This is a genomic window from Spiribacter pallidus (assembly GCF_040838495.1).
Lineage (GTDB): Bacteria > Pseudomonadota > Gammaproteobacteria > Nitrococcales > Nitrococcaceae > Spiribacter > Spiribacter pallidus.
Genome location: NZ_JBAKFM010000001.1, coordinates 26,779 through 41,843 on the forward strand (window position 1 = coordinate 26,779; position 15,065 = coordinate 41,843).

Consider the following 15,065-nt stretch of genomic DNA (forward strand, 5'->3'; position numbering starts at 1 on the left):
TCCTACCGGAACTGGCGCAGAAAGCGCAGATCGTTTTCGAAAAAGATACGCAGGTCATCCACGCCATACCGCAACATGGCAAGCCGCTCGACGCCCATGCCAAACGCATACCCGGTGTAGTGCTCGGCATCAATGCCCACGGCCTCGAACACGGCCGGGTGGACCATCCCGCAGCCCAGGATCTCGAGCCAGCCACTGCCGCTGCAAACGCGACACCCCTCGCCGTGGCAGAACATGCACTCCACATCGACTTCCGCGGACGGCTCGGTGAATGGGAAATACGAGGGGCGAAAGCGGACGGCCAGATCCGCCTCGAAAAATCCTTTGACAAAATCATCAAGCACCGCCTTCAAGTCACCGAACGTCACATCCTCATCCACCAAAAGCCCCTCGACCTGGTGGAACATGGGGGTGTGGGTGACATCCGAATCGCAACGGTAGACCCGCCCCGGGGCAATGACCCGAACCGGTGCCCCATCCTGCTCCATCACGCGAATTTGCACCGGCGAGGTGTGAGTGCGAAGTAGATGACGGGCGTCAAAGTAGAAGGTGTCATGCATGGCCCGGGCCGGGTGATCCGCCGGGATATTGAGGGCCTCGAAGTTGTGGTAATCGTCTTCGATTTCGGGGCCCTCAGCGACCCGAAACCCGACGCCCTGGAACATGGCCTCGATCCGTTGCAGCGTCCGGGTTACCGGGTGCAGCCCGCCGGGCCGCTCTCCCCGGCCGGGCAGTGTGACATCGACCCGATCGGCCTTGAGGGCGGCTTCCAGCTCGGCCCTTTCGAGCTCGGCCCGGCGGGCCTCAAGCCGCTCGTTGACCCGCTGTTTGGCCTGATTGATCGCCTGGCCCGCAGCCGGTCGGTCCTCGGCCGGCAACTTACCAAGCGCTTTGAGCTGTTCGGTGAGCCAACCTTTTTTGCCAAGGTAGTTCACCCGCACCTCGTCGAGCGCTGCCAGCGAGGCTGCCTCGGCGACCGCGCTCAAAGCCTGTTCGGTCAATCCATCCAGATCATCGCGCATGTTGACTTCCGTCCCCGGACATAAAAAAGGGGAAGACCCCGGCCTTCCCCCGTCTGGCCGCCACCCGTGGGGTGGTTCAGCTCAGTGCCGCTTTGGCCCGTTCGGCAACGGCGGCAAAGCCGGTGCTGTCGTGGACAGCCATATCGGCCAGCACCTTGCGGTCGACCTCGATCTCGGCTTTCTTCAGCCCGTTCATCAACCGGCTGTAGGACAGCCCGTTCTGACGCGCAGCGGCGTTGATCCGCTGAATCCACAACGCGCGGAACTCGCGCTTGCGTACCCGGCGATCCCGGTAGGCGTACTGGCCGGCCTTGATGACCGCCTGGTTGGCTACCTTGAACGTCTTGCGACGTGCGCCGTAGTAACCTTTCGCCTTGCCGAGGACCTTCTTGTGGCGGCGGCGCGCGATGACGCCACGCTTGACTCTGGCCATCTTCCGAATCCTCTTTTATTCGTCAAACACTATACGTAGGGCAGTAGCCGCCGAATGGCTGGCGTGTCCTGCTCTGCTACCAACGTGGTGGCACGCAGCTTCACCTTCCGCTTCGCATCCTTTTTGGTCAGGATGTGATTGTGAAAGGCATGCGCCCGCTTGAACCGCCCGCTGGCGGTCTTGCGAAAGCGCTTTGCAGCGCCACGGTTCGTCTTGATCTTGGGCATGAACCGCTTCTCCGTTGCCACAAACAAGAACTCCCGGCCGAACCGGGAGCCCACCTTTAGGGGATAACCCCTGTCTACTTCCCCTTGCGGGGAGACATCGTCATGACCATCAACCGGCCCTCCATCCGGGGGCGCTGGTCGACGGTCGCATAATCTTCAAGATCCTGCTCGACCCGCTCGAGCAGCTCGGCGCCCAGCTCCTGGTGCGCCATCTCGCGACCGCGAAACCGTAAGGTGACTTTGACCTTGTCGCCTTCTTCGAGAAATTTTTTCAGGTTGCGCAGCTTGACCTCGTAATCGCCCACATCCGTGCCGGGCCGGAACTTGACCTCTTTGACCTGGATCTGTTTTTGCTTTTTCTTAGCCGCCTGCTGCTTTTTGGCCTGTTCGAACTTCCATTTACCGAAGTCCATCACCCGACAGACGGGCGGATCGGCGTTGGGGTCGAGCTCTACCAGATCCAGGCTGGCCTGCCCGGCTCGTTGAACCGCTTCTTGCGTCTCAACAATCCCCACCTGTTCGCCGTTTTCATCAATCAGGCGAACCCGTTGGACCTGAATATCTTCGTTGATGCGCCGGTTTTCGCCGGCGCCGGGCTGCTGGCGGCGCGCCCCCGGCTTTCTGCGTATAGCGATCCTTCAGTCCTCCAGATGTGTCCGGCCCAGTCTGGCCGATTCGGCCTCCAGGCGTTCCACGAATGACTCCATCGACATCGAGCCCAGGTCCTCGCCGGTGCGGGTTCTCACCGCAACGGCGCCGGCCTCGCGCTCTTTGTCTCCAACAACAATCAAATACGGCACCCGCCGAATCGTATGTTCGCGAATCTTAAAGCCGATCTTCTCGTTCCTCAAGTCGCATTCGGCCCGTAACCCTCGTTGTGACAGTTGTTTACGGACATCCTCGGCATAAACCGCCTGCCGATCGGTGATATTCATCACCTGCACCTGCAGCGGTGCCAGCCACACCGGCCAATCGCCGCCGTAATGCTCGGTCAGCACACCGATGAAGCGCTCGAACGAGCCGAAAATCGCGCGGTGCAGCATCACCGGCACCGCCCGCTCACCGGATTCGGTGACGTATTCCGCACCGAGCCGCCCCGGCATGGAGAAGTCGACCTGCATGGTGCCGCACTGCCAGACCCGGTTGAGGCAGTCGCGCATGGACAGCTCGATCTTGGGCCCGTAGAACGCGCCCTCGCCCGGATTGGTCGTCCACTGCATGCCCTTGTGCTCAAGCGCAATGCGCAACGCCTCCTCGGATCGATCCCACAAGGCGTCCTCGCCCACTCGCTTTTCGGGCCGGGTCGACAATGCCACCTGTACATCGTCGAACCCGAAGTCGCGATAGACGCTGAACGCCAGATCCAGAAACGCCGCCACCTCAACCTGGAGCTGATCCTCGCTGCAGAAGATGTGCGCATCGTCCTGGACAAAGTTGCGCACACGCATCAGACCATGCAGCGTCCCGGAGGGCTCGTTGCGATGGCAGTTGCCGAACTCGGAGAACCGAACGGGAAGATCCCGGTAGCTTTTAAGCCCCTGGTTGTAGACCTGCACGTGGCAGGGACAATTCATGGGCTTGACCGCATAGTCGCGATGCTCGGAGTGGGTGGTGAACATGTCCTCGCGGAACTTCTCCCAATGCCCGGACCGCTCCCAGAGGCTGCGGTCAACAAGCTCCGGGGTACGAATCTCTTGATAGCCATGGGCCTTGAGCCGGTTGCGCAGGTAGTCCTGCAGCACGGTGTAGATCGTCCAGCCGTTGGGATGCCAGAACACCATCCCGGGCGCCTCGTCCTGGAGGTGGAACAGATCCTGTCCGCGAGCAATGCGGCGGTGATCGCGCTTCTGCGCCTCTTCGAGAAAGGCCAGATGGGCCTTGAGTGCTTTGCGATCGGCGAAGGCCGTGCCGTAGATGCGCTGGAGCATCTCGTTGTTGGCATCACCGCGCCAGTAGGCACCGGCCAGCTTGGTCAGCTTGAAAGCCTGGAGAAAGCGCGTATTCGGGACATGCGGCCCGAGACACATGTCCACGTATTCCTGGTGGTGGTAGAGCGCCATGGACTCGACTTCGGGCATGGCCTCGACCAACTGCACCTTATAGTCCTCGCCTCGCTCGCGGAAGCGCTGCAGCACCTCGTAGCGGGGTGTGATCTTTTTGACGACATCGTATTCCTGGTCGATGAGCTCGGCCATGCGCTGCTCGATGCGCTCCAGGTCTTCCGGATGGAATCCGGCGTCGAAGCGGATGTCGTAGTAAAACCCGCCCTCGACCACCGGGCCAATGGCCATCTGTGCCTCGGGATAGAGCTGTTTGACGGCCTGGCCGAGCAGATGGCAGCACGAGTGGCGGATGATATCGACGCCCTCGTCATCCCTGGGGGTGATGATCTGCAGCGAAGCATCGGTATCGATGAGGTCACAGGCATCGATGAGCTCGCCATTGACACGGCCTGCCAGTGTCGCCTTTGCAAGGCCCGCGCCGATGTCTGCGGCAACATCCAGCACGGAGACGGGCTGGGCGTAGTCGCGCCGACTGCCGTCCGGGAGGGTGATCTGGGGCATTCGAGGACTCCACAGTGGTGACCCATACCAGAGGCCACATGCAATATTTAAGAAGCGATGTGGTAGGCGCGAGTGGACTCGAACCACCGACCCCCACCATGTCAAGGTGGTGCTCTAACCAACTGAGCTACGCGCCTGTCGTTAAGACAAGAAGTATAGCGGGATTGGCGGGCGTTGCCAAAGGAAAGTTGCAAGCCTTTGCTCTACCGCACCGTTTGCCGTGTCGTTTGGCGCGAGCATTACCCCCGAGCGTTGACGAGCGGCCACAACCCCGGGGCGCATGTTACCGTCTACCAAACGCATGGCCGGAGGGGTCACGATGGAACTACAACGACTAGTGGACACCTTTGAGTTTCTCGATAACTGGGAAGATCGGTATCGGCTGCTCATCGACCTGGGCAAGGACCTGCCGGAATTCCCCGAATCGAAAAAAACCGAGGAAAACCGGGTCGAAGGCTGCGTCAGCAACGTCTGGCTGCTGAGCGATGTGAACGAGGGCGAGCCGCCGCGACTCGATTTCAAGGCCGACAGCGATGCATTTATCGTCAAGGGTCTGGTTGCCATCCTGCTCAAAGCGTATTCCGGGCGGACCCCGGAAGAGATTCTGGCGGTGGACATTGAGGATCTGTTCAACCGCCTCGGCCTCGCCCAGCAGCTCACGCCCAACCGTCGGGATGGCTTTGTGGCAATGGTCAAGGAGATGCGCAGCCGCGCTCAGGCCCTGCGGGCCGAGAGTCACGCCAAATAATCGCTCTGCCGGCGCCGCTTCTGACTACCCGTGATCGCTGGCCAACCGTGTCAGCGATTCGTACACAGATTCATCAAGTTCCACATTACCGCGGTAGCGCTGCCGGCAAAGGCGCCTTCTCTGCCCCGGCAGTCGCACGCCTTGCTGCTCGCCCATCTTCCCGAGCAGGGCCTCGACGCGTTCAACGAATGCCGATCCGGCACCAAAGAAGGCTGGATCGATCGCCAGAAACAGCTGCCCTAGACGGGGTGGATCACCCTCGGGCGAGAACAAGGATGACGCCTCATACCCGAAGGCGGAGTGGCTGAGCCCGGCTGTCAAAAGCTCTACCATCAACGCGAGCGACGAGCCTTTCGCATCTCCGATCGGGCGCAGACTGCCTTTCATTGCCTCGCCGGCGTCGCGGGTGGGCTGCCCTTCGGCATCCAATGCCCAGTCATCCGGGATCGCCTCGCCCCGGTTGTGGGCCATCATGATTTTGCCCCGCGCGATCTTGCTCACCGATAAGTCCACCACCAGTGACGGGCCGTTCGCACGGGGTGAGGCAAAGGCGATGGGATCGGTGCCAAAAAGCGGTCGATTGCCACCCCACGGGGCGATTGCGGCTGGGCTGTTTCCAAAACCAAGGCCAACCAGTCCGTGATCGGCGATGGCCTCGACATGATGTCCGGCCACACCAAAGTGATGCGAATTTCCCACCGACAGCGCCGCCAGCCCCGACGCTCGAGCCTGCTCCACAAGCGGGCCAAGTCCCTTTTGGATTGCCGCAAAAGCGAATCCGGTCCCGGCATCCACGTTAATGACGCTGCCCTTGCTTGTCAGCGACGCCACCGCCTGGCCATCAACCTTGCCACTCGCCGCCTGCGCGGCGTAGTAGGCAACCCGCGACAGCCCATGAGACGGGATACCGTCGATTTCTGCAGCAATCAGGGCGTTGGTGACCGCCTTCGCATTGGCTGAGCTGACCCCCGAATTCTCGAGGGCCCGTGTGGCCAGCGAGGTGGCATGCTCGACACTACACGTCGTGGTCACGATCTGTTCCTTTAAGCACCGAGATCACATTGCGGACCGTCAAGTCGCTGACCCGCCGGTTCGACTCGCCAGTGACCCCGGCGATATGGGGGGTCACGATCAGGTTGGGGGCATCACTCAACGGACTGCCCGCCGGCAGTGGTTCGTTCTCGAACACATCCAGCATCGCCCCGCCGAGATGTCTGTCACAAAGCGACCGGGCCAGAGCGGCTTCGTCAACGACCCCGCCCCGGGCGGCATTGATGAGCATTGCGCCTGGCTTCATCGAAGCCATGGCTTGCGCATCGATCAGGTGGTGAGTCGTTTCGGTGTAAGGCACATGAAGACTGACAACGTCACTGCGCATCAACAGCGCCGATAAAGCCTCACACCGCTCGGCCAGGCCGCTCCAGGCCGGGTCGTCAGCGGCGACAAACGGGTCGTGGGCGAGCACCTCCATGCCCAATGCCGCCGCCCGCTCAGCTGTCTGCCGGGCAATGCCACCGAACCCCACCAGGCCCAGCACCCGACCGGATACCTCGCCCCCTGTTAGGGCCTGACGCGGCCATTCTCCGGAAAGGACGCGATGGCTCGACTGATAGGCGCCCCGAAGCAGCATAAGCGCGCCGGCGACCACATATTCCGCCACCGCCACGTCATTGGCGCCGGTGGCCGGACAAACCGTAACACCACGATCCTGACAGGCGGTCATATCGATATTATCCAGCCCCACACCGAGCCGGCCGATGACCTTCAAATGCGGTGCCGACTCAAGCAGCTCGCGGGTCACCTGGGTTCGGTTCCGGACGATGAGTGCATCCGCCGAGCCACAGACTTCGGCCAGCCGTTCGGCCGCGTCAACCAGATTGGGGTCGTTATGGATCTGGTAGTCCTCGACGAAGTGCTCGAGCGCGGCTGGATCAATGAATTCGCTGATGACAACGGTGGGCATCTTGGCACTCCCGGAACCTGTTTTCGTCTAATAATTGATATGTCTTATATATGTATTGTATCAGGGTGACAGAAAGGTTGCCTATCCAATATCCTGTGACTGAAAAGCGTCAGAGACCGACATGCACGAACAACCGTCACCCACGCACCAGCCGCTCTACCAGCAGGTCTATCGCATGCTGCTCGATCGGCTTGCCTCCGGCGACTGGAGCCCTGGCGAGCTGCTGCCCAGCGAGACCGCGCTGGCACAGCTCTATGGCGTCAGCCAGGGCACCATCCGCAAAGCCCTCGACACGATGGCGGCGGAACGGTTGGTTGTCCGACACCAGGGGCGTGGCACCGAGGTGGCCAAACACGACAGCGAGCGCTCGCTTTTTCAGTTCTGGCACCTGTATGACGAGGACGGCAGCCGCCGTATACCCTCATCAAAGGTGCTTGAGTGCGTTCGCACCACCGCACGCGCCGGCGAGGCGCGGCAACTCAACCTGCGGCGCGGCGCCCCCGTGGTGCGCATCCGTCGGTGTCGCTACATTGACAGTCGCGCCCGCATCGTCGAGCGGATCACGCTACCGGCCGAGCGCTTCCCCGGCATCGAGAGTCACGGCAAGGCGCTGCCGAACACCCTCTACGCGCTTTATCAAAAGCAGTATCGCGTCACCATCCAGACGGCGATCGAAAAGCTCCGGGCGGTGAAGGCGGATCAAAACGATGCCGAATCGCTTGGCATCGAGCCAACGACCCCCCTACTCGAGATCGAGCGTGTGGCGCTGGATCTAGAAGACGAACCAGTGGAGCTGCGTGTCAGTCGCTGCGAGACCAACCAGATTCACTACAAAAACATTCTCGACTAAAGCGCGCCCCACCCCCCGGGAGCCGCTGTCACATCCCCTGGAACCACCGCCCCGGCGGCAGCGGGACATTCAGCACCACGGCGAACAGCGTGTAGAACCCACCGATGATCGCCGCAGAGACGAGCGCATAGGCAAGCACACGCCGCGGCGTCCAGCTGTCGTAATTGCCGACAAGGATCATCCCCACAAAGCCAAGCACACCGGCGGCGATAAACCCGATCCATGTCAACGACAGGACCCAGCCCAGCATCACCACAACCAGCAGCCCGCGACGGACCCAGGAGCCATCGCCCGATGGTGGATTGACGCTGCCCGGCGAGATCAGGTTCTGCACAATATAGGCAAGCGAGAAGATCACCAGTGCCGTGGCGATGGTCTGCGGAAAGACAGCCCCCAGGGTGGACATGCCCTCGGTGAAGTAGAGCGCCAGACCGCCAATGACCACGAACACTGCCGCATACCCCATCCCGAGCACATCGCGTCGGCCTGCCCTGGCGTTGACTGGTGTATTACTCATCACTGCCTGCCTTCGCTGCGGTCTGGCGGTGCTTGCGCACCATGGCAAAAAGCGGATAGAGCGTTGCAATGACGATTATGGCAACGATCGTCCAGGAGATCGGTCCGCGGAAGAATATTGGCAGAACGGCCCCCTGTGCCTGCCCCATGAGCACGGCCTGGACAAAGCCCTGCTCAGCGATGGGCCCGAGAATCAGACCCAGGACAATCGGTGATGGCTTGAATCCGGCGCGGTTGAGAAACCACCCGACCACGCCAAGGACCAGCATGATCAGCACATCCCAGACGTTGTTACGAATGGCGTAGGTACCAATCACCGTCATGAACGCCACCGTGGGCGCGAGAATCGCCTTGGGGATCGAGATGATCGATTTGAACGCATACCGCCCGATCACAAGCCCCATTGGCAAAAGCAGAAAGGTCGCGATCAAAAGCCCGTAAATGAAGGTATAGGAAATATCCGCGTTTTCGGTGAAAAGCTCCGGGCCGGTGCGAACCCCTTGGACCAAAAGCGCCCCCAGGATGATGGCATCCGGCGGGGTCCCCGGTATCCCGAGCACCAACGTGGGGATAAAACCACCGCCAACGGTGGCGTTGTTGGCGGACTCCGTCGCAAGAATCCCGTCCGGTTCGCCCTGGCCGAAACGCTCGCGGTTCTTCGAGCTGCGCCTCGCCTCGCTGTAGGAGACAAGGCTTGCAATGGATCCGCCGGCACCGGGAAGAATCGCGACGATAGTGCCAATTATGGCGCTACGGATCATGTTGAATTTGCTGCGCAATGCATAACCCAGCGCTTCGCGGAGACGGAATCCGCTGGCTTTTTCGCTGACCCGCAGATGCGGATCGGGGGTGGCCACCAGATCGATCAATACCGGTATGCAGTACAGCCCGATCAGCGCCGAGATGATCTCGACCCCACCCAGTAACAGGCTCGAGCCAAAGGTATACCGCACGTCGCCGCCGACAACCGCCACGCCGACTGTCGAGAGCAGCAACCCCAGACTCGCGCCAATGAATCCTTTGATGGTCGCGCCCTCCGAGAGCGCCGAGATCAGTGTCAGGCCCAGCACGGCCAGCCAGAAATACTCCACCGACCCGAACTGCAGCGCAATGGTTGCCAGCATGGGCGCGAGAGTGAGCAACGCTAGGGCACCGGTGAGCCCACCGACCACCGATGACAGGGTGGCCAGGGTGACCGCCAGGTCACCGTCCCCCCGCTTGGCCATGGGATAGCCATCGAAGGTAGTGGCAATGGCCGATGGCGTGCCCGGGGTGTTCACAAGAATGGCTGAGTAGGCGCCACCGTAGATCGCACCGGTGTAGATGGCGCCCAGCATGATCAGCCCCGAAGCGGGCTCCATGCCAAAGGTCACCGGTACGAGCACCGCAACCGCCATGGTCGCCGACAGCCCTGGCAGCCCGCCGATAATGATGCCGGCAGCAACGCCGACAAAAGCCAGCATGAGGTTAAACGGCGTGAATGCGGCGAGCAGGAAACTCCAGGACATGATGACCAACCATGCTGCTGAAAGCCCCCGGCCGACCGGCCGGGGGGCGTCAGGTTAAAACGTTTTGATCAATCAATCAGGTCGAACGCACGAGCCACTTCTTCGTACTCGGCACGGCGCTCTGCCAGAAAGTCGTCAACCTCGTCGGCGGGGACATCCACCAGGAAAAAGCCCAGTTCCTGCATGCGCTGGACGAACTCAGGGTCCTGGTTGATCTCGCCGAAGATTTCCGATAGCCGCTGCTTGGCCTCTTCGGGCGCACCCTGTGGGACCGCCATCCCGCGATACGCGCCGCCCTCGAGGTCATAGCCGAGCTCCTGGAAAGTCGGCACATCCGGGAACAGCGGATGACGCTCGCTCGAGGCGATCGCCAGCATGCGGGTGTCATCCTGATGGTTGGCAGCCACCGTGCTATACCCCCACTCGGCACTGACCTCGCCGGATTTCAATGCAGTGACGGCCGCACCCGTGCCCTTGTAGGGGATGTAGGTCGTGGTGATACCCGCCAACTCATCGAAACGGGTCTGCGCCACGTGGTTGGCCGAGTAGGTGCCGCTGCCCGAGAAGGTGATCGACCCCGGGGCTTCCTCTGCCGCTTCGACAAGGTCTTCCAGAGTCTGGTAAGGGCTATCCGCCGGGACCAGGATGGCATCCGGGGAGTAATGGAAGAAGTAGAAATTGTTGAGGTCATCGGTTTCGAAGCCGACATCCTTGGCCAACGGCTGGAGGATGATATGCGGCAGGTTGGTTCCAATGATGGTGTGCCCATCCGCCGGCATGTCATTGAACTGCGACCATGCGACCGCACCGCCGCCGCCGGGCTTGTACTCGATCACGGCCTCTTGCCCGGTGATATCGGTGAAATACTCCTGCTGGAGACGCGCCGAGATGTCCGACTCGCCACCCGGCCCGAACGGGATGATGTAGCTGAGATCTTTGCTGGGGAAATCACTCTGGGCAACCGCGGTGCCCATGGCCAGCGACGTCACCGCCCCGGCCAGCACTGTCATGAAAGGGGATTTCATGATTTCTCCTCCTGATATTAATTGGCGATTCGTATTCGCTTCTATCGACCTGCGGGTCATCGAGACCAACAGCTCTGCATCAGGTGTACCCCATCCCGCCTACATTGCGCAAGTAGTAATTCATATATAAGATATCAGATAGCTTCCCCGCCGGCCGGGCCGACGGACATACCAGGAAGCCGTTCAAAATTACACAAAGGAGGATGGGCATGTCTGAGACACCCCATTTCGTGGTCCACGACGAAGGTGACTCGGTTGGTGTTGTCGTCGTTGAGGGCGTCAAGGCCGGCCAGGACCTGGTGGGCTGGATCATGGATCAGGACCGCACGATTCACTTCACGGTCAAAGACGATATCCCGATCGGACACAAGCTGGCGATACGGGACATCGAAGCGGACAGCACGGTGATCAAATACAGCGTTGATATTGGCCGCACCATCTCGCCGATCGCCCAAGGCGAGCACCTACACGTCCACAACACCAAGACAAAGAGGTGGTAGGCATGGATCTTAAAGACCAGACATTCATGGGGTATCGCCGGGAAAACGGTCGTGTCGGGGTTCGCAACCACGTGATCATCCTGCCGGTTGACGATATCTCCAACGCCGCCGCAGAAGCAGTCGCGAATAACGTCAAGGGCACATTGGCGCTCCCCCACCCCTATGGCCGGCTTCAGTTCGGCGAAGACCTGGAGCTGCATTTCCGCACGCTCATTGGCACCGGATGCAATCCCAATGTCGCTGCTGTCATCGTCATCGGGATAGAGCCGGGCTGGACGCAGCGTGTGGTCTCGGGCATCGAGGCAACCGGCAAGCCGGTTGAGGGCTTCTGGATTGAACAGAACGGCGATCACAACACCATCGCCAATGCCTCGCGGCGGGCGAAAGAATTCGTCCATCACGCCACCGAGCTGCAACGCGAACCGTGCGCGCTCTCAGAGCTGTGGGTATCGACCAAGTGTGGCGAGTCGGACACCACCTCGGGCTGCGGCGCCAACCCCACCGTCGGTAATGCCTTCGACAAGCTCTATGCCAACGGCAATACGTTGCTGTTCGGCGAGACCTCTGAGCTGACCGGCGGCGAGCATCTTGTCGCCGAGCGTTGCCGCACCCCAGAGATTCGCAAGGAGTTTCAGGCGATGTTCGATCGGTATACCGAGATGATCAATCGCTGGAAAACCAACGATCTCTCCGAGTCGCAACCGACCAAAGGCAATATCGAGGGCGGACTCACGACCATCGAAGAAAAGGCACTTGGCAACATCCAGAAAATTGGCAAGGAATGCCTGGTTGATGGGGTTCTTGACAAGGCCGAACAGCCAACCGGCTCGGGTCTGTGGTTCATGGACTCCTCATCCGCGGCGGCCGAGATGGTCACGCTCTGCGGCGCGGCAGGATTTGCCGTTCACTACTTCCCCACCGGTCAGGGCAACGTCATCGGCAATCCGATCGTCCCGGTGATCAAGATCACGGCCAATTCCCGAACCGTCCGGACGATGGGCGAGCACATCGACACGGATGTGACCGGATTGCTGCGGCGGGAGATCAACCCGGATCAGGCCGGTGACTCACTGCTGGAGATGACCGTGCGCACCGCGAACGGCCGGCATACCGCGGCCGAAGTACTCGGCCATCGGGAGTTCGTGTTGACGCGTCTTTTCGAAAGCGCCTGAACCCACTGCGGCCGCGTCACCCTCTGCGCTTGATTGCGGAAGGGACGCGGCCTTTTAATGTGCCAGCGCCCACCCCCGCGGATCCCCGCTCAGAGGCCGATGCCCGCGTAGATCACGACACCAAGGACCAGTGCCAGTAGCAAACCGGTCTCCAGGAGCATCAGCCCCACCGGCCTCCACCCAACAACCACCAGCTTCTCGAACGACGTTTTTACACCCAGTGCCGCGATGGCCGCGACAAGGCACCACCGCGAGACGACCGACAGGCCCTCACTGGTTGCCTCCGGAATCCACCCCAGACTGTTGACGATGACCAGCAGAATGAACACCACCAGAAACCCGGGTAAAATCACGGCCTTGCCCTGCTCGCCCTCGCCCCGTGAATGGCGGAAAAACCACATGAACCCGAGCACGACCGGCACCAGCATGGCCACACGCAAAAGCTTGATTAACGTCGAGACGTCGCCGGTTTCATCGGAGATCATGTACCCGGCCCCGACCACCTGGGCAACATCGTGGATTGTCGCCCCGAGAAAGACCCCCGCCTGAGCGTCTGGCAAGCCGAGCGCTCCCACAATCAGCGGATAGATCACCATCGCCATCGTTGAGAGGGTCGTCACGCCCACGACAGTGAGGATCGTATTTCGCTCATGGGTCTCATTGCGCGGCATCACAGCCGATAGCGCCAGCGCCGCCGATGCGCCGCAGATCGCGACGGCGCCGCCGCTCAGCAGGCCAAGATCACGTGGAAGCCCCAGCAAACGGGCGATGAGGGCACCGGCGACGATCACGACAAGCACCGAGAAGAACACCAGCACCACCGGTCCGAGCCCCAGTGCTTCGACCTGTTCGTAAGTAATGCGCACCCCCAGAAGGGCAACGCCGGCACGAAGCACCGTGCGGGCCGTAAACTCGATCCCCGGGCGACAGGTCTCGTTCTCGCTGAGAAAGTGCACCGACATGCCAAAAAGAAGCGCATAAAGCAGCGTCGGGCCGCCGTAGTGGTCGGCGATAAAGGTCGTCGCGAAGGCGATGAGCAGACAGATCAAAAGCCCCGGGTGGATCGCTCGATAACGCCCCACCAGCGAACCGGCCGCTCCGCTGAGACGACCACCCGCTGGCCCGTTGAATGGTAAACGCAAACCGCTCCTCCCTTATGGATGTCTGAACGGGTATCTAGATGCCCGCTCTAAACTCAAGCCCCCGTTCTTGGAACTGCCCCTCGATGGACCGGGCGACGGCCAGTAACCGAGCGTCATGCCACGGCGCAGCAGCGATCTGGAAACCGACCGGCAGGCTGTTATCCGCGCTGGCAATCGGCAGGCTGATTGCACAGTAATCCTGGACATTCGTCACTCGACTCAACGCCAGCGAACGACCGACGAACTGCACCGCAGAACCAACCTCACCGAGCATGGCAAGCGGCGGACTCTGAATGCCACTGGTCGGGCCAACGATCGCGTCCAATCCGTTCATCCGTTGCCGCGCTTTCATGCGCAGGCGCTCGAGTTCTCCAATCAGCTCATCAACTTCTGCCTGGTCGATGCCTGTAGCGCCTGCGAGACGTTCTTGGACCACGGGATCAAGCCGATCCCAATCCCGGGCAAGGCGCGTTTCACCCAACGCCTTGCGCAGGTCGCCGGCGACCAGGCGACCGAACAGCCGCTCCACCGTGGCGCGCTCCTCGGTCCATGTCGACACCGGCACCAGATTGACGCCGCCGTTGGCGAGCGCGCGAAGCGCGTGATCATAGGCGTGTTCCACTTCCCGACAGAGGATATCATCGGCGTAGTGCTCATAGCCTATCGTCAGGCGCTTTAACTCAGGTATCGGAAGCTCAGGCTCGCCCTGGAGCCCCGCGAACACAAAGGCAGCGTCATCCGCCTGTGCCGTTAAAAGACCGAGCGTGTCCAAATGGGGGGACAGCGGAAAGACCCCATCCAGTGGCCAAAGCCCACGAGATGTCTTTAGCCCGCACACACCGCAGAATGCCGCTGGTACTCGAATCGACCCCCCGGTATCCGATCCAATCGCAAACCCGGTCATTCCTCCCGCAACCGCCACCGCCGAGCCACTGCTCGACCCGGCAGGGCTTCGATCAACCTTGCCGTCCACCGGATTCAGAGGCATCCGATGAGTGATGTTGTGTGCCCCGGCAGCGAATTCTGTCGTTCGCGTCTTGCCCATCACGACGCAGCCCCCACCCCTGAGTCTTTGGACAAATGCGCCCTCTTCGCCGATCAAATCGGCGACGTCGATCCGCGAGCCTGCCCGGGCGGGCGGCATACCATCCACCGCCAGCAGGTCTTTGACAGCGACCGGTATCCCGGCAAGCGGCCCCGGATCTTCACCACGGGCAAGACGCGAATCGATCGCCCTGGCTGCGGCCAGCGCTGCTTCGTCATCGAGGTAGACAAACGCGTGCCTGGTCTCATCCGCTTGACGAGTGCGGCGAATCAGGTCAGCGATCACTTCGGTGGCGCGATATCGGCCAGCACGCAATCCATCGCTGAACTGTCTGAGACCCGCCCGCAACG

Annotated in this window: 16 protein-coding genes and 1 tRNA gene; 4 read left to right on the forward strand and 13 right to left on the reverse strand. The window is 61.3% G+C overall.

Going from position 1 to position 15,065, the window contains the following annotated elements:
• Positions 1-2: 2 nt before the first annotated feature.
• The 6 genes from pheS to V6X73_RS00150 all read right to left on the reverse strand — a co-directional run bounded on the left by pheS (position 3) and on the right by V6X73_RS00150 (position 4,383).
• Complete coding sequence (gene pheS, locus V6X73_RS00125) at positions 3-1,022, reverse strand: phenylalanine--tRNA ligase subunit alpha (RefSeq protein ID WP_367958351.1); 1,020 nt, start codon at positions 1,020-1,022, stop codon at positions 3-5.
• 76 nt (positions 1,023-1,098) lie between these two features.
• Complete coding sequence (gene rplT, locus V6X73_RS00130; protein WP_367958350.1) at positions 1,099-1,455, reverse strand: 50S ribosomal protein L20; 357 nt, start codon at positions 1,453-1,455, stop codon at positions 1,099-1,101.
• Positions 1,456-1,484: 29 nt separating this feature from the next.
• Positions 1,485-1,682, reverse strand: a complete 198-nt coding sequence (gene rpmI / locus V6X73_RS00135; protein WP_367958349.1) for a 50S ribosomal protein L35 — start codon at positions 1,680-1,682, stop codon at positions 1,485-1,487.
• A 74-nt stretch (positions 1,683-1,756) separates the two neighbouring features.
• A complete protein-coding gene (gene infC / locus V6X73_RS00140; protein WP_456154558.1) occupies positions 1,757-2,317 on the reverse strand; it encodes a translation initiation factor IF-3 in 561 nt (186 codons plus the stop codon).
• A 3-nt stretch (positions 2,318-2,320) separates the two neighbouring features.
• A complete protein-coding gene (thrS, locus tag V6X73_RS00145; RefSeq protein ID WP_367958348.1) occupies positions 2,321-4,246 on the reverse strand; it encodes a threonine--tRNA ligase in 1,926 nt (641 codons plus the stop codon).
• A 60-nt stretch (positions 4,247-4,306) separates the two neighbouring features.
• Positions 4,307-4,383: transfer RNA gene (locus V6X73_RS00150), tRNA-Val, on the reverse strand.
• A 182-nt stretch (positions 4,384-4,565) separates the two neighbouring features.
• Here V6X73_RS00150 and V6X73_RS00155 point away from each other — a divergent pair.
• A complete protein-coding gene (locus V6X73_RS00155) occupies positions 4,566-4,994 on the forward strand; it encodes a SufE family protein (protein ID WP_367958347.1) in 429 nt (142 codons plus the stop codon).
• Between the two features lie 24 nt (positions 4,995-5,018).
• On the opposite strand, the gene V6X73_RS00160 is transcribed toward V6X73_RS00155, so the two are convergent.
• Both V6X73_RS00160 and V6X73_RS00165 read right to left on the reverse strand, forming a co-directional pair.
• On the reverse strand, positions 5,019-6,026 hold the full coding sequence (locus V6X73_RS00160) for an Ldh family oxidoreductase (protein WP_367958346.1): 1,008 nt from the start codon (positions 6,024-6,026) through the stop codon (positions 5,019-5,021).
• On the reverse strand, positions 6,010-6,957 hold the full coding sequence (locus tag V6X73_RS00165; protein WP_367958345.1) for a hydroxyacid dehydrogenase: 948 nt from the start codon (positions 6,955-6,957) through the stop codon (positions 6,010-6,012). Before V6X73_RS00165 ends, V6X73_RS00160 begins: the two co-directional genes overlap by 17 nt.
• Before the next feature lie 121 nt (positions 6,958-7,078).
• Here V6X73_RS00165 and V6X73_RS00170 point away from each other — a divergent pair, with 121 nt between their 5' ends.
• A complete protein-coding gene (locus tag V6X73_RS00170) occupies positions 7,079-7,807 on the forward strand; it encodes a GntR family transcriptional regulator (RefSeq protein ID WP_367958344.1) in 729 nt (242 codons plus the stop codon).
• Positions 7,808-7,835: 28 nt separating this feature from the next.
• Here the strand turns inward: V6X73_RS00170 and V6X73_RS00175 are convergent, their stop codons facing one another.
• From V6X73_RS00175 to V6X73_RS00185, 3 genes are all read right to left on the reverse strand, one after another.
• Positions 7,836-8,324, reverse strand: a complete 489-nt coding sequence (locus tag V6X73_RS00175; RefSeq protein WP_367958343.1) for a tripartite tricarboxylate transporter TctB family protein — start codon at positions 8,322-8,324, stop codon at positions 7,836-7,838.
• A complete protein-coding gene (locus tag V6X73_RS00180; protein ID WP_367958342.1) occupies positions 8,317-9,831 on the reverse strand; it encodes a tripartite tricarboxylate transporter permease in 1,515 nt (504 codons plus the stop codon). The genes V6X73_RS00175 and V6X73_RS00180 overlap by 8 nt, the downstream gene beginning before the upstream one ends.
• A gap of 68 nt (positions 9,832-9,899) precedes the next feature.
• On the reverse strand, positions 9,900-10,856 hold the full coding sequence (locus V6X73_RS00185) for a tripartite tricarboxylate transporter substrate binding protein (RefSeq protein WP_367958341.1): 957 nt from the start codon (positions 10,854-10,856) through the stop codon (positions 9,900-9,902).
• 209 nt (positions 10,857-11,065) lie between these two features.
• Between V6X73_RS00185 and V6X73_RS00190 the strand changes: the two genes are divergently transcribed.
• The gene (locus V6X73_RS00190; protein WP_367958340.1) at positions 11,066-11,356 is read left to right on the forward strand and encodes a UxaA family hydrolase; all 291 of its coding nucleotides are present in this window, start codon (positions 11,066-11,068) and stop codon (positions 11,354-11,356) included.
• A 2-nt stretch (positions 11,357-11,358) separates the two neighbouring features.
• A complete protein-coding gene (locus tag V6X73_RS00195; RefSeq protein ID WP_367958339.1) occupies positions 11,359-12,528 on the forward strand; it encodes a UxaA family hydrolase in 1,170 nt (389 codons plus the stop codon).
• Between the two features lie 89 nt (positions 12,529-12,617).
• On the opposite strand, the gene V6X73_RS00200 is transcribed toward V6X73_RS00195, so the two are convergent.
• Positions 12,618-13,670 carry a YeiH family protein gene (locus tag V6X73_RS00200; protein ID WP_367973361.1) on the reverse strand — a complete coding sequence of 351 codons (1,053 nt, stop codon included), beginning with the start codon at positions 13,668-13,670 and terminating at the stop codon, positions 12,618-12,620.
• Positions 13,671-13,704: 34 nt separating this feature from the next.
• A complete protein-coding gene (locus V6X73_RS00205; protein WP_367958337.1) occupies positions 13,705-15,063 on the reverse strand; it encodes an amidase in 1,359 nt (452 codons plus the stop codon).
• Between the last annotated feature and the right edge of the window lie 2 nt (positions 15,064-15,065).